The organism is Enterobacter sp. E14S (genome assembly GCF_055666685.1).
This window is the reverse complement of the sequence record NZ_JBVODQ010000003.1, coordinates 445,499-466,985: the sequence shown is the minus strand read 5'-3', so window position 1 is coordinate 466,985 and position 21,487 is coordinate 445,499. Positions and strand designations below refer to the sequence as shown.

The following is a 21,487-nucleotide window of genomic DNA, read 5'->3' as shown; positions in this document are numbered from 1 at the left end:
CCCGGTAATGGCAAATCACAGCCGTGCAGGCCAACCTGCACAACAAAGCGATTTGATTAACGTCGCTCAGCTGACCGCGCAGTATTACGTGCTGAAACCGGTCGTGGGCAACGCAGAACACGCAGTGAAGTTTGGTACATCTGGTCACCGCGGCAGCGCGGCGCGCCACAGCTTTAACGAACCGCACATTCTGGCCATTGCTCAGGCCATTGCGGAAGAGCGCGCTAAAAACGGCGTTACCGGTCCGTGCTATGTGGGGAAAGATACCCATGCCCTGTCTGAACCGGCGTTCATCTCTGTTGTGGAAGTGCTGGCGGCAAACGGCGTCGATGTGATTGTTCAGGAGAACAATGGCTTCACCCCAACGCCTGCGGTCTCTAACGCCATCCTGGTGCACAACAAAAAAGGTGGTGCGCTGGCTGACGGTATCGTTATCACGCCATCCCACAACCCGCCGGAAGACGGTGGTATCAAATACAACCCGCCTAACGGTGGCCCGGCCGACACTAACGTCACCAAAGTGGTGGAAGATCGTGCAAACGCGCTGCTGGCTGACGGTCTGAAAGGCGTGAAGCGCATTTCTCTGGATGCTGCCATGGCGTCCGGTCACGTGAAAGAGCAGGATCTGGTTCAGCCGTTCGTGGAAGGGCTGGCGGATATCGTCGATATGGCGGCCATCCAGAAAGCCGGCCTGAAGCTGGGCGTGGATCCGCTGGGCGGCTCCGGTATCGAATACTGGAAACGTATCGCCGGGCACTACAAGCTGGATCTGACCATCGTGAACGATCACGTCGATCAGACCTTCCGCTTTATGCACCTGGATAAAGACGGCGCGATCCGTATGGACTGCTCATCCGAGTGCGCGATGGCGGGCCTGCTGGCGCTGCGTGATAAATTCGATCTGGCGTTTGCTAACGACCCGGATTATGACCGTCACGGTATCGTCACCCCAGCCGGGCTGATGAACCCGAACCACTATCTGGCCGTCGCGATTAACTACCTGTTCCAGCACCGTCCGCAGTGGGGCAAAGAGGTGGCCGTCGGTAAGACGCTGGTTTCCTCCGCGATGATCGACCGCGTGGTCGAGGCGCTGGGTCGCAAGCTGGTGGAAGTGCCGGTGGGCTTCAAATGGTTCGTTGACGGTCTGCACGACGGCAGCTTCGGCTTCGGCGGTGAAGAGAGCGCGGGCGCATCTTTCCTGCGTTTCGACGGCACGCCATGGTCAACCGATAAAGACGGCATCATCATGTGCCTGCTGGCGGCGGAAATCACCGCGGTCACCGGTAAGAACCCGCAGGAACATTACAACGACCTGGCGGCACGCTTTGGTGCACCAAGCTATAACCGTATTCAGGCTGGCGCGACGTCAGCCCAGAAAGCGGCCCTGTCCAAACTCTCTCCGGAGATGGTCAGCGCAAGCACCCTGGCGGGCGATCCGATCACCGCGCGTCTGACGGCTGCACCGGGCAACGGCGCATCCATTGGTGGTCTGAAAGTGATGACTGAGAACGGCTGGTTCGCCGCGCGTCCGTCCGGTACGGAAGATGCGTACAAAATCTATTGCGAAAGCTTCCTCGGCGCTGAGCACCGTCAGCAGATTGAGAAAGAGGCGGTAGAGATTGTCAGCGAAGTGCTGAAAAACGCGTAAGTGATGTTCGGGGGCGGGCTGATGCCCTCACCCCGGCCCTCTCCCACAGGGAGAGGGAGAAAACACTAAAAACGGCAACCCCTGGGTTGCCGTTTTGCTTTTACTTAACTGTGCTTGTTCTTCAATTCAAACCGTGGTGACACCAGACCGTACAGCGTCCAGCCCATAAAGGTCACCATTGCCCCGTAGAGCATCGCTTCCTGGCCTGATGAGTAGAGCGCATAGAAGCTGTAGATTGCCCCGATCAGCGCCACGATATTGGCCGCACGCGCTTTGCGTGGATCCACCTTCGCTACCTTCTGAATGATCACCAGCGCTGCCATCGACAGGATATACGGAATGATGTTCGTCACCACCGCCAGGTTGACCAGCACGTTGAACTGGCTGTTCAGCGACGGGCTAATGGTCATCAGCGACAATCCGCTCTGGAAGATAACAATCGCCAGCATGCCCTGCACCGGCGCATCCGCTTTGGTTACGCGGGAGAAGATTTTTGGGAAGTAACCTTCATCAGCCGAGGATTTAAACACCTGTGCGATGGTGAACTGCCAGCCGAGGAGTGAACCGCAGCAGGACATCACCATCAGACCCATGATCACCTTCCCGACTTCCGGGGTGAACATCTGCGCGAAGGCCAGCCCGAACGGCGCCGTGGAGTTAGCCAGATCCATATTCGGTACGATGCCCGCAATCACGTTAGTCGAGACGATATAGATCACCGCCGCGCCCAGCGTGCCGCCGAGGACCGCAATCGGCACGTTCTTTTCCGGATTCTCTACCACTTCCGCGTTCGCGCAGGCGGATTCCAGTCCCAGGAAGGCCCAGAGCGTCATGGCGATTGAAGAGCCGACCGCAGTAAAGAACGGCACATGGTGCGGGTTCCAGGAGTTGGCGTAGAGTGTCGGGCTAAACCAGAACCAGCCGATGATGCACAGGCCAACAACCGGGATAATCACGCCCCAGACGGTGATGCTGGAGAGCTGCCCGGTGATACGCGCGCCGCCAAAGTTAGCCACGGTACAGATCCACAGCACCCCGATGGTCGCCAGCCCAATTTGCACCGGGCTGAGCGTCGCGCCAAACAGCTCCGTACCGTAACCCACGGCGGAGATGGCAATCGCCACGTTGGCGATCAGCAGCGACACCCCGTAGGTATAGTTGGCCATAAAGTTGCCCGACTTGCCAAAAGCGTATTCGGCATAGCCGCCCATGCCGCCTGACTTACGGCTGAACATCCCGCACTTGGCGAACGCCCACGCCAGCGCCATGGAGCCGACTGCCGTCACCAGCCAGGAGATGATAGAGATGGTACCCACCTCTGCCAGTTTGGTAGGCAGCATGATAATCCCGGAGCCCATCATGTTCACCATGGTGAGGATGGTCAGCTGCACCACGCCCATCTTATTGGACTTACTCATAATTTCTCTCCTTTCAGCAGCGCGGGCTGAGCGGCGGGTTGTTTGATGACGTTACAGCGAACCTGTTTGCGACCCTCACACTCCTCGACGTACACACCCTGCAGCTCCGGCGCGAAGCCCGGCAGCAGGTTGATGCCTTCTTCCAGCGCGGCAAAGTAGCGCAGCACGGAACCGCCCCACACTTCCCCTGGAACCACGCACAGCACCCCCGGTGGATAAGGGAGTGCGCCTTCGGCGGCGATGCGGCCTTCCGCGTCGCGCAGGGAGACCAGTTCAACCTCACCGCGCAGATAGGCGTAGTTTGCGTCCTGCGGGTTCATCATCACGCGCGGGAAGTGAGACTTGCGAAACATCTCTTTCTGCAGCTGCTTCACGTTGTGGCGGGCGTACAGGTCATGCATTTCCTGGCAGATCTGGCGCAGAGTATAATCCGCGTAACGTTCCGGATGTTGTTTGTAGAGAGAAGGCAGGACGTCTTTCAGCGGAACATCGCTCTCGAGCAGTTTTTCGAAGCGCACCAGCTGCGCCACCAGCTGCTGCAGTTTGCCCATATCTTCCGCAGGCGTGAGCAGGAACAGGATCGAGTTGAGATCGCATTTTTCCGGCACGATGCCGTTTTCACGCAGGAAGTTGGCAAGGATAGTGGCGGGCACGCCGAAGTCGTCATACTCTCCGGTGCGGGCGTTGATGCCCGGCGTGGTCAGCAGGAGCTTGCACGGGTCGATAAAATACTGATGCTCAGCGTAGCCTTCAAAAGCGTGCCAGTTTTCACCCGGTACGAAGTGGAAGAAGCGCAGATCGGTCGCAATTTCCGCCGTGTCCCAGCTTTCCCACGGGCGGCCATCCACCGTTTCCGGCACGAAGGGGCGCAGATACCGGCAGTTCTCCAGGATCAGCTTGCGCGCTTCGATACCGTTCACCACGCAGTCCATCCACATGTTGCGGCCGCTCTGGCCTTCATGCATACGGGCGTTAATGTCCAGCGCAGCGAACAGCGGATAAAACGGGCTGGTGGAGGCGTGCATCATAAAAGCATTATTCAGCCGCTTATGCGGGACATAGCGCTGTTGCCCTTTGATGTGGCTGTCTTTCTTATGGATTTGCGAGGTCTGCGAGAAGCCGGCCTGCTGTTTATGCACGGACTGGGTGACCAGGATCCCCGGATCGTTTTCGTTCAGCTCCAGCAGCAGCGGAGAGCAGTCGGCCATCATCGGAATAAACTGCTCGTAACCCACCCAGGCCGAGTCAAACAGGATGTAATCACACAGGTGCCCAATCTTATCCACCACCTGACGGGCGTTATAGATGGTGCCATCGTAGGTACCCAGCTGGATCACCGCCAGACGGAACGGACGCGCATCGCGTGCACGGCCAGGCGCCACCTCTGCCACCAGCTCGCGCAGATAACTTTCTTCAAAACAGTGGGCGTCAATGCCGCCAATAAAGCCGTACGGGTTGCGCGCGGTTTCCAGATAGACCGGCGTTGCGCCAGCCTGGAGGAGAGCACCGTGATGGTTAGATTTGTGGTTGTTACGGTCAAAAAGCACCAGGTCGCCCGGGGTGAGCAGAGCGTTAAGCACCACTTTGTTGGATGACGAGGTGCCATTCAGCACGAAGTAGGTCTTATCGGCATTAAAGACCTTTGCCGCATGCTGCTGGGCGATGCACGGCGCGCCTTCGTGGATCAGCAGATCGCCCATTGCCACGTCGGCGTTACACAGGTCGGAGCGGAAAAGCGTCTCACCAAAGAAATCGACAAACTGATTACCGGCAGGATGACGGCGGAAGAACTGGCCACCCTGATGCCCCGGGCAGTCAAACGCGCTGTTGCCCTGCTTCACATAGTCGACAAGGGCGCGGAAAAACGGCGGGCGCAGCTGGGTTTCATACTTCTGGGCGGCCGCTTCCAGCTGGCGTCCATAAAAGTCGTTGCTGGTGTCTGAATACTCAAATACGCCGTGAATGCGCGATAAATAGTCTGCCGGGATGAACTCTTCTTTGTGCGTCGCGACAAAAACAGGAATGCCAAAACCGGTGGCTTCTATTTCGTCCAGTATACCGCTGGCAATATCCGTGACCGCCAGAACAATGGCGGCAACATCAATATAATCAGAGGCGCGGACATCTACCAGTTCACGCTGGATAGTAAAGCAATCCGGACATGCTCGGCTGGCTGCAATTTTTAAACTTTTCATCTTTCTCTCTTTATTTTAGGTAATAAGCGTCCCTCGATTTCTTGCAAGAAAGAAATCGATAATTTACCGGAAAAAAAGCAAAGGGTGGCCGCTGATTAAAATCAGTGAATTGCTTTTTTGATGATTGAAATTCAGTCCGCCCGGTGCGGATGAGTCTGAATTAAAATGAATGAGCGCACGAGTTCACAGGCAATGGCCTGTAAAATAAGGTGTTTCAGGATAACCTGTAAGCGGGTGCGCCAGAAGTCGAAGGACTACCGGGCATTAAAGAGATGAAAGTCAAAGCAGTTTCGGTGGGCAAACATCATGATATGTGTTGTCCGCCTTATATGGGGCATTAAGCGATTGTTGTTTTCCATGTTTCATTTTCCTTTCAGTAATTGAAAGCATGGTCATTTTATCCAGGGAAAGGCGATTAACCGTGAGGTAGATCACCGTTAACCGATCAAATCAGAAATAAATATTCGTTTTAGATGAATATCGCAGATCAAAATTCTGATTTGTTGGTGTTACGTTAACAGGTTGTGTTATCAATGTTTTAAATGAGCAAGAATAACCCGTAAAAATAATGTATGGGTTATTTATGAAATATTTTCTGAGGTGTTTTGATTTTATTTAAAAATAAAATGAATAGTTATTCAAAGCATAAACCGATAACCGATACCGGTTTCAGTTAATAAATGGCGAGGGCGAGCGGGGTCAACTTCGAGTTTCTGACGAAGATGTCCCATATATATGCGTAAATAATGACTATGTTCCACCGCGTTGGGCCCCCACACCTGACTTAACAGCTGGCGTTGGGTGAGAACCTTGCCGTGGTTGTTGAGCAGAACGGCGAGCAGGCGAAATTCTATTGGCGTCAGATGGATTTCTTCTTCACCGCGCACAATGCGTCGCGCGGCCAGGTCAACCCGGATATCCCCAAACGTGTAGGTTGGGTCAGCAGGCGTGGTTGCGCTGTGGCGACGCAGCGCCACGCGAAGACGAGCCTGTAACTCGCCGATACCAAAAGGTTTAATCAGATAGTCATCCGCCCCGGCATCCAGCGCCGCGATTTTATCCGTCTCTTCCGTACGCGCGGAGAGCACGAGGATCGGCATCTGGCTCCACTGACGAACTTCCCGGATAAAATCGATGCCGTCGCCGTCCGGCAGACCAAGATCGAGGATCACCAGGTCCGGCTTGCGGGTGGCGGCTTCAATTAAACCCCGTTGAAGCGTGCCCGCATCATGAACGCGCAGACCGTCCCCTTCCAGCGCAGCGCGCAGAAAACGGCTAATGGCGATCTCATCTTCAACAATCAGAACGTTGATCACAAATCCTCTGGTAATTCATTAAGTTCTGGCGGGGTTTCCAGAGGAAGTGTAACACAAAACCGCGCGCCGCCTTCCGGACGATTCTCTGCGGAGATGGACCCACCGTGGACGTCAATGATTGCCTGGCAAATCGCCAGCCCAAGCCCCACGCCCGGAATGGCAGACTCCTTATTGCCGCGCGCGAATTTTTCGAAAATAGCCAACTCCTGCCCGGCGGGAATGCCGGGTCCGGTATCCCAGACGTCAAGGCGAAGCGTGCCGTCGTCCACCGTCGCATCCACGCCAATTTGCGCGCTGGCGCCCGCATATTTTCCGGCATTTTCCAGCAGGTTGATCAGCACTCGTTCAAACAGCGGACCATCAACGTGAATTAAGGTCAGGGGCTCGGGCATGTTCAGCGCAATATGCCGCCCGCCCAGGCCGGGTTCGAGCATTTTCAGGGCGCTGCCCACTACCTCTTCAAGCGTGAGCCACTCTTTTTTGAGGTTAAAACCGCCTGACTGGATACGCGCCATATCGAGCAGGTTATTCACCAGACGCGTGGTATTCAGCACATGCTGGCGGATCTCGCTGGCCTGAAGCGCGTGTTTAGAGCCTTCGGCCGCCAGGTCCAGCGTCAGGATTTCTGACTGACCAAACAGGACGGTGAGCGGGGTTCGCAGATCGTGAGAGAGCGCCGCCAGCAGCGAGTTACGAATGCTTTCACGCTCGCTCGCCAGCCGGGCCTGCTCTTCGCTGGCGGTGAGGGCCAGCCGCTCCAGCGCGCTGGCAACCAGCAGCGTAAAGGTCTCCAGCAGCCGCTGCTGTTCGGGGATCATCAGCTGGCGCAGGTTTGAGGGCTCGACAATCACCAGCCCCTGATTTTTATCGGCGCTGCGCAGCGGCAGAATTTGGTAGGGCACGCCGGGCAGGGTGTCGGTCCCTGCGCCCGCAGGCAGCCCTTTATCAAAGCTCCAGCGCGCGATGGCTTCGTCCCAGGGCGTCATGCCTGAGGCCGACGTCAGCGGGCGCAGCTTGCCGTGTTCGTCCGGGAGCAAAATCAGGTTGCTGGCATGAAACGTCGAGCGAATGAACTGCTCGCTGGTCTGCACGATATCCAGCGGCGTGCGGCCCACCGCCAGCGATTTCGACATCTCATAGAGATGGCGCGTGCGCTGTTCGCGATAGCGAGCGATACGCGCCTGGTAGCGCACGCCCGCCGTCAGATTCCCGATCACCAGCCCGACGGTGAGCATTACCGCGAAGGTAAGAATGTACTGTACGTCCGACACCGCGAGCGTCCCGCGCGGGGCAATAAAGAACAGATCGAAGCTGATAACGTTGATGACCGTCGCCAGTACCGACGGCCAGCGCCCGTAAAAGAGCGCCACCACCACTACGCCAAGCAGGTAGATCATCACCAGGTTGGCGGCATCAAACGCGATCAGCCACTGGCTGGCAATCACGGTAATCAGTGCGCAGAGCACGACGGCGACAAGACAGCCGCGGAGCTGAATGCGCCATTTATCGCTGAAGGCACGGCTGTCCGGCGCGCGGCTGGGTAACGGCGTGGGCTTATCATCCAGCGCCACGATCACCAGGTCCAGATCCGGTGCACGGCGGGCCAGCTTGTCGGCAAACGATTCGCGGCTAAACCAGCGGCGATGCTGGCGACGGCCAATCACGATTTTCCCGAGATTGTGCTCACGGGCGTAGCGCAGGATAGCTTTATCTTCCTGAGGGTCGGAAAGGGTGGCGGTTTCGGCACCCAGCTCCTGCGCCAGGCGAAGCGAACTCAATATCGCGCGGCGCTGGTTCTCGGGGAGCGCGTGCAGCTGCGGCGTTTCGACATACACCGCATGCCAGACGCTGCCAAATTTAGCAGCCAGGCGGGCAGCGGTGCGGACAAGCTTTTCATTGCCGCTGCCGTGCCCTACGCACAGCAGGATGGCATCTCGCGTATGCCAGACGCGCTCCTGGCCCTGCAGATCGCGCCAGGCGCGCATCTGATCGTCGACGCGATCGGCAGTACGACGCAGGGCCAGCTCGCGCAGGGCAATCAGGTTGCCTTTACGGAAGAAATGTTCGATGGCGCGCTCGGCCTGGCCGGCGATATAAACCTTGCCTTCATGCAGGCGCTGGCGCAAATCGTCGGGGGGAAGGTCGACCAGCACCACTTCATCGGCAGAATCAAAGAAGGGGTCGGGCACCGTCTCGCGCACCTGAATGCCGGTCACGCCACTGACCACGTCGTTCAGGCTCTCCAGATGCTGAACGTTAACCGTAGTGAAAACATCGATGCCGGCTTCGAGCAGCTCTTCTACATCCTGCCAGCGTTTTGGATGGCGTGAGCCTGGCGCATTGCTGTGCGCCAGTTCGTCCATCAGGATAAGGGCGGGACGGCGGGCGAGGGCGGCATCGAGATCGAATTCGGTGACTAGCCGACCGCGGTGGCTGATACGGCGGGGCGGCTGGGTGGCCAGCCCCTTCAGCAGCGATGCGGTCTCTTTGCGTCCGTGGGTTTCTACCACGCCTATCAATATATCGAGCCCCTGCGCCCGAAGCCGCTGGGCTTCCGTCAGCATGGCGAAGGTTTTCCCGACGCCTGCGCAGGCGCCAAAGAAAATTTTCAGTTTGCCGCGATGGGCTTCGGCCGTCTGTTCAAGCAGCCTGTCCGGATCCGGGCGCATGGGCTCGTCGGTCATTTAGTTTTTCCTTAGCGCGTCCAGCGCCAGATTCAGCTCAACAATATTCACCACGGGCATGCCGATAAAGCTGACCAGCGGCTTTTGCGTGTGCTCCGCAACCAGCTGGCTAACCTGTTCGACGGTCAGCTGACGGGCCGCGGCGACGCGCGGGATTTGCCATGCCGCGGCTGCCGGCGTCAGGCTGTAGTCCAGCCCGCTGGCCGAGGCGGTCACCAGCTCTACGGGCACCTCACGGCTGGCCTGCGGATTAGCGGCGCGCAGGGCTGCCACGCGCTCAGCAACGGCTTTGTCCAGCTCGGGGTTGCTGCCCGCCAGGTTACTGCCGCCGGATGCCATCGGATTATACGGGCTTTCGGCAGTGGCGGAAGGGCGCCCCTGGAAGTAACGGGCATCCGTAAAGTTCTGACCAATCAGGCGTGAACCGCGGCTTTCACCGTTTTGCATAATCAGCGAGCCGTTGGCCCGATCCTTAAACCACCACTGTCCCAGCGCGGTGGTCACCAGCGGGTACAGCCCGCCGGTAATGAGAGACAGCAGAATAAACAGAAGTATAGCGGGGCGTAACATCGTCATTTGATTCACCTTTTAAACCAGGCCGAACAGCGTCAACAGCAGGTCGATAACCTTGATACCGATGAAAGGCACCACCAGCCCGCCCAGGCCGTAAATCCACAGGTTGCGGCGCAGCATGGCGGCGGCGGTGAGCGGCTTATAACTCACGCCTTTTAGCGCCAGCGGGATCAGGAAGACAATAATCAGGGCGTTAAAGATCACTGCGCTCAGAATGGCCGATGCCGGAGAGTGCAGGTGCATCACGTTCAACGCGTTTAATTGCGGGTAGGTCGCAGCAAACGCCGCCGGAATGATGGCGAAATATTTCGCCACATCGTTGGCGATACTGAACGTGGTCAGCGACCCGCGCGTCATCAGCATCTGCTTGCCGATGTGCACCACTTCAATCAGCTTGGTCGGGTTTGAGTCGAGGTCGACCATGTTGCCCGCCTCTTTTGCCGCCTGGGTACCGGAGTTCATCGCCACCGCCACGTCGGCCTGCGCCAGGGCAGGGGCGTCGTTGGTGCCGTCGCCCGTCATCGCCACCAGACGGCCTTCCGCCTGATACTGACGAATCAGTGCCAGTTTCGCTTCCGGTGTGGCTTCAGAAAGAAAATCATCCACGCCCGCTTCGGCGGCAATCGCCGCGGCGGTAAGACGGTTATCCCCGGTGATCATCACCGTTTTGATCCCCATTTTACGCAGCTGGGCAAAGCGCTCCTTGATACCGCCTTTGACTATATCCTTCAGGGCAATTACCCCCAGCACGTGTGCGCCTTCGGCCACCACCAGCGGCGTCGCCCCCTGACGGGCCACGCTTTCGACCAGGCTGTCCACTTCCGGTGGGAAGTGGCCGTTGTTGGCCTCAATGTGGCGACGGATGGCGTCAACAGAGCCTTTACGGATCATGCGATCCTGAATGTTAATGCCGCTCATGCGGGTTTGCGCCGTGAAGGGCACGAAAGTGGCGTGAAGGCTCTGAACGTCGCGCTGGCGCAGGTTAAAACGCTGCTTGGCGAGGATCACGATACTGCGGCCTTCCGGGGTTTCATCGGCTAGCGAAGAGAGCTGTGCGGCATCCGCCAGCGTTTTTTCATCCACGCCCGGGGCGGGTAGGAAATCTGACGCCTGGCGGTTACCGAGGGTAATAGTCCCGGTTTTATCCAGCAGTAAGACGTCCACGTCACCGGCGGCTTCCACCGCGCGCCCGCTGGTGGCGATGACGTTGGCACCGAGCATACGGCTCATGCCGGCCACGCCGATGGCTGACAGCAGGCCACCAATGGTGGTTGGGATCAGGCAGACCAACAGCGCCACCAGCACCGTAATGGTGACCGCGGTGCCGCCATAGGCGGAGAACGGCCACAGCGTCGCGGTTGCCAGCAGGAAGACGATGGTCAGGGCCACCAGCAGGATGGTCAGGGCAATTTCGTTCGGCGTTTTACGGCGCTGGGCACCTTCCACCATGGCGATCATCCGGTCGAGGAAGGTTTCTCCCGGGTTAACGCTACACTGGATCACCAGCCAGTCGGAGAGAATGCGCGTCCCGCCCGTCACGGAGGCGAAATCGCCGCCGGACTCACGGATAACCGGCGCGGACTCCCCGGTAATGGCGCTTTCATCCACCGAGGCGCCCCCTTCGATGACTTCACCGTCGCAAGGGATAATGTCACCGGCTTCCACCAGCACCACATCGCCTTTACGCAGTTCATCAGCCGGAACGTGGTCCATCTGCGCGCCGTATTTCGGTTCACGTAGCTTGCGCGCAAAGGCGGTTTTCTTCACCCCTTTCAGGCTGTTGGCCTGGGCTTTACTCCGGCCTTCCGCCAGCGCTTCCGCAAAGTTGGCGAACAGCACGGTAAACCACAGCCACAGGCTGATGGCGCCGGTAAACATCGCATTTCCCGGCATGTGGCCCGTTCCCATGGCAATCGCCAGGGCGGTGGTCAGCACGCTTCCCGCCCAGACAATAAACATCACCGGGTTGTGCCACTGCACGCGCGGGCTCAGCTTTTTCACCGCATCCATGAGCGCCTGGCGAACTAATGACGGTTCGAACAGGGCCAGTTGTTTACGACTCATGACAATTTCTCCGCAAAATCAGCGTAAAGAGAGGTATTCCGCGACCGGGCCTAACGCGAGGGCGGGGATAAAGGTCAGGGCGCCGACCAGTAACACGGTGCCCGTCAGCAGGCCGATAAACAGTGCGCCGTGGGTAGGTAATGTCCCGGTGGTGGTCGGCTGGATTTTTTTATTCACCAGCGATCCGGCAATCGCCATGACCGGCACAATAATCCCAAAACGACCCACAAACATGCAGAACGCCAGCAGGCAGTTCCAGAACGGTGAGTTGGCGCTTAAGCCCGCAAACGCGCTGCCGTTGTTGTTGGCGGCAGAGGAGACGGCATACAGCACTTCGCTAAAACCGTGAATGCCGGGGTTAAAGATGCCGCTGCGTCCGGCCTCGGTCATCAGCGCCAGCGCGGTGCCGAGCAGCACAAGCGCAGGGGTGACCAGAATCGCCAGCGCGGTTAATTTCATCTCGCGAACGTCGATTTTTTTACCGAGGTATTCCGGGGTGCGGCCAATCATCAAACCGGCAATAAACACCGCCAGCAGTACGAACAGCAGCATGCCGTAAAGACCCGAGCCCACGCCGCCAAAGACGACTTCGCCAATCTGCATCAGCCACATCGGGATCATGCCACCCAGCGCCGTAAAGGAATCATGCATGGCGTTGACTGCCCCGCACGAAGCCGCCGTGGTGACCACCGCATACAGGCTGCTGGCGAGAATGCCAAAGCGGCTCTCTTTACCTTCCATATTGATATTGCTGTTGGCCCCAAGCTGCATGAAATGGCCGTTGCCGCTCCATTCAGCCCACATCACCAGCGCCACGCAGACCACAAAGATAAGTGACATGGTCCAGAGCAGGGTGCGGCCCTGACGACGATCGTTAACCACATCACCAAAGGCGAAGCAGAGCGCGGCGGGGATCAGGAAAATCGCCAGCATCTGCACAAAATTGGTCAATGCGGTAGGGTTTTCAAACGGATGCGACGAGTTGGCGTTGAAGAAGCCCCCCCCGTTCGTCCCGAGCATTTTGATGGCTTCCTGTGACGCCACTGGCCCCATCGGCAGGAGCTGTTTTGCACCTTCCAGCGAGGTATAGGGCGCGTAAGGCATCAGGTTTTGCAGGGTGCCCTGCTGGATGAAGAACAGCGCGATCAGCAGCGCAATTGGCAGCAGGATCCACAGCGTAATGCGGGTTAAATCCACCCACGCGTTACCCAGGGTATTGATTTTCTGACGCGCAAACGCACGCGTCAGCGCGAAGATCACCGCGATACCGCTGGCGGCCGAGAGGAAGTTTTGCACGGTTAACCCGACCATCTGGCTGAAATAGCTCAGCGTGGTTTCACCGGCGTAGGACTGCCAGTTGGTGTTAGTGACAAAGCTCACCGCTGTGTTCAGCGCAAGATGCCAGGACAGGCCCGGTAACTGTTGCGGATTCAGCGGCAGGATGCCCTGCAACATCAGCATGGCAAAAAGCGCAATGAGCCCAACGATATTCAGCAGCAGAATGGCGATCAGATACTGACGCCAGTTCATCTCCCGATCGTCTATTCCCAGTACGCGCCAGATCCCTTTTTCAACGCTTCCCGTGCCGGGCAAAGGGACGTTGTTGATCAATCGTGCCAGTCCCGATCCCAGTGGCCTTGCCAGAATGAACAGTACCACTAAGAAGCTGGCAATAAGCAGAAACGCCTGAGCAGCCATCAGAAGGCCTCCGCATTTATCAGGGCATAGACCAGATAACCCAATAACAGGAACACCAGCACGATGCCGGCAATAAGACCTGCACTCACAATCCACCTCCGGGTGACTTTCGTTGTTGTACTAACGGTAGGATTTTCGGCGCAAAGATTTCGCAAAAATGGGGAGGGCGGGTGTAAAAAAAGTATAAAAATGGCAAAGCCCACAATTTAACTGTTGATAAGTAAATCGTTAACTTTTTTGTAACTTAATTACGGAGAGAATGTAAATATTCACTAAATGGGCAAAAATAAGTGGTCGGATGAGTAGTAAAATTACAAACAAAGCGATATTATTTTAGCCAGGTCACAGATTTTGAATTTTCCGGATGACGTTTCCGGCCAACTATAGGGGAGAAAAATATGGATCTTTATAAAGAGTATCCGGCTCATATCGTGTTCTTGCGCCGCGCTTTCGCCGTAGTGGCTGGCGTCCTGGCTCTGCCGGTGATGCTGTTCTGGAAAGATCGTGCACGTTTTTACAGCTATCTGCACCGCGTCTGGGCGAAAACCAGCGAGAAGCCGGTGTGGATGGATCAGGCCGAGAAAGCGACCTGCGATTTCTACTGATACTAAGACTACACATAGCAATAAAAAAACCGCCAACAGCAATGTGGCGGTTTTTTTGTCCCTCGGGATTCGCGGTCCGTTGGGTGGTTTTGCAGCCCCTACCCGGGATTTTTATCATACCCTCCTGTAAGCAGATGGCAATCCCTCGAAGCCTTTATAAATTCCTAATTTTATTCGAGTATCTTACCTTCGCAGCGGATGTTAATTATGATGCTGCGTCCCTTTCCGCCATCTCGCAAATGGGCATCGGTCCTGGGAAAGGTGTATTTACAGCCGTAAAGCAGCCCGCCTACCCGGGCTTGTGTCCACCGCCTTATCACCGGTGGTGAACGGTGGAGCGGTTAGCAGCAGGGACCGCATAATGAAACGCTATTTTTGCATCGCGTTCATTGTCGCCAGCGTACTCGTTGTAAAGAGCGATGAGCCGAATGGGTTTGTCGCTTTATCCACGATAGCGCAGGACAAGTAGCGCTAAGGCCGCCTCGGGCGGCCTTTTTTATTTCATCCCGTCTACACTTCATGGCAAAGTAGTTCAATGCATGCTTTTTCCTTTTACGGCATGCCCTTACGGACATAATGGATAATTGCCTGGAGTTTTATGCCCACCCATCTGGTTTGGTTTCGCGCGGACCTGCGCGTACATGACAACATCGCCCTTGCGGCAGCCTGCCGCGCCAAAGACGCTAACGTACTGGCCCTGTTTATGGCCACGCCCGAGCAGTGGCGGCAGCACGATATGGCCCCCCGGCAGGCGGCCTTGCTCCGGGCGTATCTGAACGATCTGCAGCACTCGCTCGCTGGAAAAGGCATACCGCTTCTCTATAAAGAGGTGAGTGATTTTGCCGCACAGCTTCAGACGGTGCAGGAGATATGTAAGCAGCACAAGGTCACGCATCTTTTTTACAACTATCAGTACGAATTCAACGAGCAGCAGCGCGACCGTCAGCTGGAGAAGATGCTGGAAGGGGTGGTCTGCGAAGGGTTTGATGACAGCGTGATGCTGGCACCGGGCAGCGTGATGACCGGCAACCACGAGATGTATAAAGTATTTACGCCGTTCAAAAATGCCTTTATCAAACGTCTGAAAGAGGCGCTGCCGGAGTGCGTTGCCGCGCCTGCCGTGCGAGGCGAAGCCATAAAAGAGCTGCCTGAGCTGACGTTTGATTACCCTCAGCAGCCGTTTGATGAAACGCTGTTCCCCGCCGATGAGAAAGCGGCCATCGCCCAACTGCGCCAGTTCTGCAAGCAGGACGCGGCCAGTTACGACGCGCGTCGGGATTTTCCCGCCATCGAGGGTACCAGCCGCCTGTCGGCCTGTCTGGCGCTGGGCGCGATCTCACCGCGCCAGTGTTTGCATCGTCTGCTGGCGGAGCAGCCGCAGGCGCTGGAGGGGGGCGCAGGGTCTGTCTGGCTGAATGAACTTATCTGGCGCGAGTTTTATCGTCATCTGATGACCTTTCATCCAGGTTTATGTAAGCATCGGCCCTTCATTGGCTGGACCGATAATGTAAAGTGGCAATCGAATGATAATCAGCTTAAAGCCTGGCAAACAGGGCAGACGGGCTATCCGATAGTCGATGCCGCCATGCGTCAGCTTAATGAGACGGGGTGGATGCACAACCGCCTGCGGATGATTACCGCCAGCTTTCTGGTGAAGGATCTGCTTATCGACTGGCGTATCGGAGAGCGCTATTTTATCTCTCAGCTGATCGATGGCGATCTCGCGGCGAATAACGGCGGCTGGCAGTGGGCGGCCTCTACCGGTACCGATGCCGCGCCCTATTTCCGGATTTTCAATCCGACCACGCAGGGGCAAAAATTTGATGCGGACGGCGAGTTTATCCGCCGCTGGGTTCCTGAACTTAACGGTATACCTGCTAAAGCGATCCACGAACCGTGGGCATGGGCGGATAAACAGCGTGTAAAGCTGGATTACCCTCGTCCGATTGTCGACCATAAACAGGCGCGTGTCGCCACGCTGGCGGCGTACGAAGCTGCCCGCAAAGCATAAGAGAGTGATGATGAAAAACAGCGAACTGGAAAGCCTGATTAACGAAAAACTGAACAGTACCTCCTTCAGCGATTACGGCCCGAACGGGCTCCAGGTTGAAGGCCGTGAGACGGTGCAAAAAATTATCACCGGCGTAACGGCAAGCCAGGCGCTGCTGGACGAGGCCGTTCGTCAGAACGCCGACGCGGTGATTGTTCATCACGGTTACTTCTGGAAAAACGAATCGCCGATTATTCGCGGGATGAAGCGCAATCGTCTGAAAACGCTGCTGGCTAATGACATCAACCTGTACGGTTACCACCTGCCGCTGGATGCGCACCCGGAGCTCGGCAACAACGTCCAGCTGGCGCAGCTACTGGGGATTACCGTGATGGGTGAAATTGAGCCGCTGGTGCCGTGGGGCGAGCTGGCGATGCCGGTTCCGGGGCTGGAGCTGGCCTCGTGGATTGAAGCGCGCCTGGGCCGTCGTCCGCTGTGGAGCGGGGATACCGGTCCGGATACGGTGAAGCGTGTTGCATGGTGTACCGGCGGCGGTCAGGGCTTTATCGACAGCGCCGCGCGTTTCGGCGTCGATGCTTTTATCACCGGCGAAGTTTCCGAGCAGACCATTCATTCGGCGCGTGAACAGGGGCTGCATTTTTACGCGGCTGGCCATCATGCCACCGAGCGCGGCGGCATTCGCGCCCTCAGCGAGTGGCTGACGGAAAATACCGATCTGGATGTGACCTTTATTGATATCCCTAACCCAGCCTGACGAGAGGTAGTTAAGTGCAGCGAGCGCGTTGTTATCTTCTGGGTGAAACCGCCGTGGTTCTGGAGCTTGAACCACCGGTGACGCTTGCCACGCAAAAGCGTATCTGGCGGCTGACCCAGCGTCTGGCCGAACTACCGGAGGTGGTTGAAGCCATTCCGGGGATGAATAACATCACCGTGGTGCTGCGTAGCCCGCATACCCTGGCGCTGGATGCCATTGAGCGTTTGCAGCGCTGGTGGGAAGAGAGCGAGGCGCTGGAGCCGGAATCGCGCGCCATTGAGATCCCAGTCGTTTATGGCGGTACGGGTGGGCCGGATCTTGGCGTGGTGGCAGACCACTGCGGATTAACCGAAAAGCAGGTTGTTGAACTGCACAGCTCGGTTGACTACGTGGTCTGGTTCCTGGGATTTCAGCCTGGATTCCCGTATCTGGGCGGATTATCCCCTCAGCTGCATACGCCACGCCGTGCCGAGCCGCGCGTGAGCGTGCCGGCGGGGACGGTGGCTATCGGCGGCGAGCAGACCGGCGTTTATCCGCTGACATCGCCCGGCGGCTGGCAGCTTATTGGGCATACCGCTACACCGTTATTTGAACCCGGGCTGGAGACACCAATACTCTTGCGTCCCGGGGATACCCTTCGATTTATCCCGCAGAAGGAGGGGGTATGTTAACGCTTATTCGCGCCGGGCTTTACACCTCCGTACAGGATGCCGGTCGCTTTGGTCTGCGCCAGTCGGGCGTGAGCTACTGCGGTGCGCTTGACCGTCCTTCGCTGGAGATTGCCAACCTGCTTGTGGGCAACGCAGGCAGCACGGCGGCGCTAGAAATTACGCTGGGTCAGTGTGTGATTGAGTTTGGTCAGGAAACTTGGTTTGCCTTAACCGGCGCAGGGTGTGAGGCGACGCTGGATGGCAAAGCGGTGTGGACCGGCTGGCGGCTGCGGGCGAAAGCCGGGCAGCGCCTGACGCTCAAACGTCCGCTGCACGGCGTGCGTAGCTATCTCGCCGTGGCTGGCGGCATCGACGTGCCGGAGGTATTAGGTTCATCGAGTACCGATCAAAAAGCCGGGATCGGCGGTCACGAAGGACGTTTGTTGCGCGACGGCGATCGGCTGGCAATCAAAGCCTCCGCGCGCCATTTCTCGACCACGCAGGGCGTAAAACAGCTGCTGTGGGGAAACCAGATCCGAGCCTTACCGGGGCCGGAATATCATGAGTTCGACGAGGCTTCTAAAGAGTCCTTCTGGCGCGCGCGTGGAAGATCAGCCCGCAGAGCAACCGCATGGGCTACCGCCTTCAGGGGCAGCCGCTGACCCGCACGACGGACCGGGAACTGCTCTCCCACGGTTTATTGCCTGGGGTTATTCAGGTGCCGGGAAACGGTCAGCCCATCGTGTTAATGAACGATGCGCAAACTACCGGCGGCTATCCGCGCATTGCCTGCATCATTGAAGCGGATCGCTACCATCTGGCGCAAATTCCCCTCGGCCAGCCGATTCACTTCGTGCAGTGTTCGCTGGAGGAGGCGCTTAAGGCGCGGCAGGATCAGCAGCGTTATCTTGAACAGCTGGCGTGGAGGCTTGATGGTAAAGATTGATTTGAATGCCGATCTGGGCGAGGGCGGAAGCGCAGATGCTCAACTGATGATGCTGGTCACCTCGGTCAATATCGCCTGCGGCTTTCACGCGGGTGATGCCCAAACCATGCTGGAGAGCGTGCGTAATGCCATTAAAAACGGCGTCGCGATTGGGGCTCACCCCAGCTTTCCCGATCGGGAAACTTTGGCCGTACGGCGATGGATCTGCCCCCTGAGACGGTCTACGCTCAGGTGCTCTACCAGATCGGCGCGCTGGAGGCGATGGTGCGCGCCCAGAACGGCGTGATGCGCCACGTGAAGCCGCACGGCATGCTCTACAACCAGGCGGCGAAAGATGCGGATCTGGCGGACGCCATTGCCCGCGCGGTGTGGGACTGCAGCCCGCAGCTGATCCTTGTGGGTCTGGCGGGCAGCGAGCTGATTCGCGCCGGACAACGGCTGGGGCTGACCACGCGTCAGGAAGTGTTTGCCGATCGAGGATACCAGCCGGACGGCAGCCTGGTGCCGAGGACGCAAGCCGGGGCGCTGATTACCGATGAAGGCAAGGCGCTGGCGCAGACGCTGGAGATGGTGCGCGCCGGGCGGGTGACCGCCGTGGATGGAACACCGGCAAACGTGCAGGCCGATACGGTATGTTTACACGGCGATGGCGAGCATGCGCTCCAGTTCGCGCGCCGCTTGCGGGCAGCGTTTTCTGAAGAGGGTATCCTCGTCAGCGCCGAATAATGACGATAAGGACACAAAAATGCCTGAAGGTCCGGAGATCCGCCGCGCGGCGGATAGCCTGGAGGCGGCGATAAAGGGCAAACCCCTGACGGATGTCTGGTTTGCTTTTCCTCAGCTAAAACCGTTTGAATCACAGCTGGTGGGCCAGACGGTGACCCATATTGAAACGCGCGGTAAGGCCTTGCTTACGCACTTTTCCCATAACCTGACGTTATATAGCCATAACCAGCTTTACGGCGTCTGGCGCGTGGTGGAGGCCGACGAGCAGCCGCAAACCACCCGCGTGCTGCGCGTCAGGCTGCAAACGGCGGATAAGGCGATCCTGCTTTATAGCGCGTCGGATATCGAAATGCTTACGCCGGAGCAGCTGCTGACGCACCCGTTTCTGCAGCGGGTCGGGCCGGACGTGCTGGACATGCGCCTGACGGCGAGCGACGTGAAGGCCCGGCTGTTATCACCTAAATTCCGTAACCGACAGTTTTCCGGTTTGTTCCTCGACCAGGCCTTTCTGGCCGGGCTGGGCAACTACCTGCGGGTAGAGATCCTCTGGGAAGTCGGGCTGGCGGCGCAGCATAAAGCGTCTGAGCTGAATGATGAACAGCTGGAGGCGTTGTCCCACGCGCTGCTGGATATTCCGCGGCTCTCGTACAACACGCGCGGCGTGGTGGATGAGAACACGCATCACGGGGCGTTGTTCCGGTTCAAGGTGTTTCATCGGGCGGGGAAAAAGTGCGAGCGGTGCGGCGGGATTATCGACAGGATTATGCTCTCTTCCAGACCTTTTTACTGGTGCCCGCACTGCCAGAAATAAAAGTAAAACGGTAACCCTTGGGTTACCGTTTTTAATGTTTTCACCCTCTCCCTGTGGGAGAGGGCCGGGGTGAGGGCATCAGGCCGCACCCAACATCTTTTAGCGCTTCAGGTCAGACTTAAAATCACGCTGCTCGTAGCCGGTATACAGCTGACGAGGACGGGCGATTTTCATGCCTTCGCTGTGCATTTCGTTCCAGTGCGCAATCCAGCCTACGGTACGGGCCATAGCGAAGATCACGGTGAACATGGAAGACGGAATGCCCATCGCTTTCAGAATAATGCCAGAGTAGAAATCGACGTTCGGGTAGAGTTTCTTCTCGATGAAGTACGGATCGTTCAGCGCGATGTGCTCCAGCTCCATCGCCACTTCCAGCAGATCATCTTTGGTACCCAGCTCTTTCAGCACTTCGTGGCAGGTCTCACGCATGACGGTGGCGCGCGGGTCGTAGTTTTTGTAAACACGGTGACCGAAGCCCATCAGGCGGAAGGAGTCATTCTTGTCTTTCGCGCGACGCACGAACTCAGGAATGTGCTCAACGGTGCTGATCTCTTCCAGCATCTTCAGTGCCGCTTCGTTCGCGCCGCCGTGCGCCGGTCCCCACAGGGAGGCGATGCCCGCAGCGATACAGGCGAACGGGTTCGCGCCTGAAGAGCCCGCGGTACGGACGGTAGAGGTAGAGGCGTTCTGTTCGTGGTCAGCGTGCAGGATCAGAATACGGTCCATCGCGCGTTCCAGCACCGGGTTCACTTCGTACTCTTCGCACGGCGTGGAGAACATCATGCGCAGGAAGTTACCCGCGTAGGAGAGGTCGTTGCGCGGATACACAAACGGCTGGCCGATGGAGTATTTGTAGCACATCGCCGCCATGGTCGGCATTTTGGACAGCAGGCGGAACGCCGCGATATCGCGGTGACGCGGGTTATTCACGTCAAGGGAGTCGTGGTAGAACGCCGCCAGCGCACCGGTGATACCGCACATCACCGCCATCGGGTGAGAGTCACGACGGAACGCATGGAACAGACGGGTAATCTGCTCATGGATCATGGTGTGACGGGTCACGGTGGTTTTGAATTCATCGTACTGTGCCTGCGTCGGTTTTTCGCCGTTCAGCAGGATGTAGCACACTTCCAGATAGTTGGATTCGGTGGCTAACTGATCGATGGGGAAGCCGCGATGGAGCAGGATACCTTCGTCACCGTCAATGTAGGTGATTTTGGATTCGCAAGATGCGGTAGAGGTAAATCCAGGGTCAAAGGTGAATACACCTTTAGAGCCCAGCGTACGGATATCAATAACATCCTGACCGAGCGTGCCTTTTAGCACATCCAGTTCAATAGCAGTGTCACCATTTAGGGTGAGCGTTGCCTTTGTATCAGCCATTTACG

The 21,487-nt window shown here is 57.6% G+C and carries 16 protein-coding genes and 2 pseudogenes; 8 read left to right on the top strand and 10 right to left on the bottom strand.

Annotated features, from left to right (window positions below; genetic code table 11):
- Positions 1-7: 7 nt before the first annotated feature.
- A complete protein-coding gene (gene pgm / locus ACZ6J2_RS10370; protein WP_471725659.1) occupies positions 8-1,648 on the top strand; it encodes a phosphoglucomutase (alpha-D-glucose-1,6-bisphosphate-dependent) in 1,641 nt (546 codons plus the stop codon).
- A 104-nt stretch (positions 1,649-1,752) separates the two neighbouring features.
- On the opposite strand, the gene potE is transcribed toward pgm, so the two are convergent.
- The 9 genes from potE to kdpF all read right to left on the bottom strand — a co-directional run bounded on the left by potE (position 1,753) and on the right by kdpF (position 13,685).
- Complete coding sequence (gene potE / locus ACZ6J2_RS10365) at positions 1,753-3,066, bottom strand: putrescine-ornithine antiporter (protein WP_014831099.1); 1,314 nt, start codon at positions 3,064-3,066, stop codon at positions 1,753-1,755.
- The gene (gene speF / locus ACZ6J2_RS10360) at positions 3,063-5,261 is read right to left on the bottom strand and encodes an ornithine decarboxylase SpeF (protein ID WP_471725658.1); all 2,199 of its coding nucleotides are present in this window, start codon (positions 5,259-5,261) and stop codon (positions 3,063-3,065) included. Before speF ends, potE begins: the two co-directional genes overlap by 4 nt.
- A gap of 254 nt (positions 5,262-5,515) precedes the next feature.
- Entirely contained in the window at positions 5,516-5,620 is a 105-nt protein-coding gene (speFL, locus tag ACZ6J2_RS10355) for a leader peptide SpeFL (RefSeq protein ID WP_003858645.1), read from the bottom strand.
- Positions 5,621-5,899: 279 nt separating this feature from the next.
- A complete protein-coding gene (gene kdpE, locus ACZ6J2_RS10350) occupies positions 5,900-6,577 on the bottom strand; it encodes a two-component system response regulator KdpE (RefSeq protein WP_008501074.1) in 678 nt (225 codons plus the stop codon).
- On the bottom strand, positions 6,574-9,261 hold the full coding sequence (gene kdpD / locus ACZ6J2_RS10345; protein WP_033144942.1) for a two-component system sensor histidine kinase KdpD: 2,688 nt from the start codon (positions 9,259-9,261) through the stop codon (positions 6,574-6,576). The genes kdpE and kdpD overlap by 4 nt, the downstream gene beginning before the upstream one ends.
- Positions 9,262-9,837 (bottom strand): potassium-transporting ATPase subunit KdpC, encoded by a 576-nt coding sequence (kdpC, locus tag ACZ6J2_RS10340; protein WP_033144943.1) that lies wholly within the window; start codon positions 9,835-9,837, stop codon positions 9,262-9,264.
- Between the two features lie 12 nt (positions 9,838-9,849).
- Positions 9,850-11,898: a potassium-transporting ATPase subunit KdpB gene (gene kdpB, locus ACZ6J2_RS10335; RefSeq protein WP_023310779.1), complete on the bottom strand. Its 2,049-nt coding sequence runs from the start codon at positions 11,896-11,898 to the stop codon at positions 9,850-9,852.
- A gap of 18 nt (positions 11,899-11,916) precedes the next feature.
- Entirely contained in the window at positions 11,917-13,596 is a 1,680-nt protein-coding gene (gene kdpA, locus ACZ6J2_RS10330) for a potassium-transporting ATPase subunit KdpA (RefSeq protein WP_039261302.1), read from the bottom strand.
- Positions 13,596-13,685, bottom strand: coding sequence for a K(+)-transporting ATPase subunit F (gene kdpF / locus ACZ6J2_RS10325; RefSeq protein ID WP_014069365.1), 90 nt, complete (start codon positions 13,683-13,685; stop codon positions 13,596-13,598). The genes kdpA and kdpF overlap by 1 nt, the downstream gene beginning before the upstream one ends.
- A 309-nt stretch (positions 13,686-13,994) precedes the next feature.
- Between kdpF and ACZ6J2_RS10320 the strand changes: the two genes are divergently transcribed.
- From ACZ6J2_RS10320 to nei, 7 genes and pseudogenes are all read left to right on the top strand, one after another.
- Positions 13,995-14,201, top strand: a complete 207-nt coding sequence (locus tag ACZ6J2_RS10320) for a YbfA family protein (protein ID WP_023310781.1) — start codon at positions 13,995-13,997, stop codon at positions 14,199-14,201.
- 598 nt (positions 14,202-14,799) lie between these two features.
- Positions 14,800-16,212 (top strand): deoxyribodipyrimidine photo-lyase, encoded by a 1,413-nt coding sequence (gene phrB / locus ACZ6J2_RS10315; protein ID WP_471725657.1) that lies wholly within the window; start codon positions 14,800-14,802, stop codon positions 16,210-16,212.
- Between the two features lie 10 nt (positions 16,213-16,222).
- The gene (locus ACZ6J2_RS10310) at positions 16,223-16,966 is read left to right on the top strand and encodes a type 2 GTP cyclohydrolase I (protein ID WP_023310783.1); all 744 of its coding nucleotides are present in this window, start codon (positions 16,223-16,225) and stop codon (positions 16,964-16,966) included.
- A 14-nt stretch (positions 16,967-16,980) separates the two neighbouring features.
- Positions 16,981-17,637, top strand: coding sequence for a 5-oxoprolinase subunit PxpB (pxpB, locus tag ACZ6J2_RS10305; protein ID WP_471725656.1), 657 nt, complete (start codon positions 16,981-16,983; stop codon positions 17,635-17,637).
- Positions 17,631-18,562, top strand: a pseudogene (gene pxpC / locus ACZ6J2_RS10300) (5-oxoprolinase subunit PxpC). Before pxpB ends, pxpC begins: the two are co-directional and overlap by 7 nt.
- Positions 18,549-19,288 (top strand): annotated as a pseudogene (gene pxpA, locus ACZ6J2_RS10295) (5-oxoprolinase subunit PxpA). The pseudogenes pxpC and pxpA overlap by 14 nt, the downstream one beginning before the upstream one ends.
- A 19-nt stretch (positions 19,289-19,307) precedes the next feature.
- Positions 19,308-20,099, top strand: coding sequence for an endonuclease VIII (nei, locus tag ACZ6J2_RS10290; RefSeq protein WP_217072528.1), 792 nt, complete (start codon positions 19,308-19,310; stop codon positions 20,097-20,099).
- 99 nt (positions 20,100-20,198) lie between these two features.
- Here the strand turns inward: nei and ACZ6J2_RS10285 are convergent, their stop codons facing one another.
- Positions 20,199-21,482: a citrate synthase gene (locus ACZ6J2_RS10285; protein ID WP_023310788.1), complete on the bottom strand. Its 1,284-nt coding sequence runs from the start codon at positions 21,480-21,482 to the stop codon at positions 20,199-20,201.
- Positions 21,483-21,487 lie beyond the last annotated feature (5 nt).

What these genes read in the sequence shown, in the direction of transcription:
- phrB (WP_471725657.1), top strand. Translation starts at nt 14,800, where the DNA reads ATGCCCACCCATCTGGTTTGGTTTCGCGCGGACCTGCGCGTACATGAC.
- speFL (WP_003858645.1), bottom strand. Translation starts at nt 5,620, where the DNA reads ATGGAAAACAACAATCGCTTAATGCCCCATATAAGGCGGACAACACAT.
- kdpD (WP_033144942.1), bottom strand. Translation starts at nt 9,261, where the DNA reads ATGACCGACGAGCCCATGCGCCCGGATCCGGACAGGCTGCTTGAACAG.
- pgm (WP_471725659.1), top strand. Translation starts at nt 8, where the DNA reads ATGGCAAATCACAGCCGTGCAGGCCAACCTGCACAACAAAGCGATTTG.
- kdpC (WP_033144943.1), bottom strand. Translation starts at nt 9,837, where the DNA reads ATGACGATGTTACGCCCCGCTATACTTCTGTTTATTCTGCTGTCTCTC.
- ACZ6J2_RS10285 (WP_023310788.1), bottom strand. Translation starts at nt 21,482, where the DNA reads ATGGCTGATACAAAGGCAACGCTCACCCTAAATGGTGACACTGCTATT.
- potE (WP_014831099.1), bottom strand. Translation starts at nt 3,066, where the DNA reads ATGAGTAAGTCCAATAAGATGGGCGTGGTGCAGCTGACCATCCTCACC.
- speF (WP_471725658.1), bottom strand. Translation starts at nt 5,261, where the DNA reads ATGAAAAGTTTAAAAATTGCAGCCAGCCGAGCATGTCCGGATTGCTTT.
- kdpB (WP_023310779.1), bottom strand. Translation starts at nt 11,898, where the DNA reads ATGAGTCGTAAACAACTGGCCCTGTTCGAACCGTCATTAGTTCGCCAG.
- kdpA (WP_039261302.1), bottom strand. Translation starts at nt 13,596, where the DNA reads ATGGCTGCTCAGGCGTTTCTGCTTATTGCCAGCTTCTTAGTGGTACTG.
- ACZ6J2_RS10320 (WP_023310781.1), top strand. Translation starts at nt 13,995, where the DNA reads ATGGATCTTTATAAAGAGTATCCGGCTCATATCGTGTTCTTGCGCCGC.
- nei (WP_217072528.1), top strand. Translation starts at nt 19,308, where the DNA reads ATGCCTGAAGGTCCGGAGATCCGCCGCGCGGCGGATAGCCTGGAGGCG.
- ACZ6J2_RS10310 (WP_023310783.1), top strand. Translation starts at nt 16,223, where the DNA reads ATGAAAAACAGCGAACTGGAAAGCCTGATTAACGAAAAACTGAACAGT.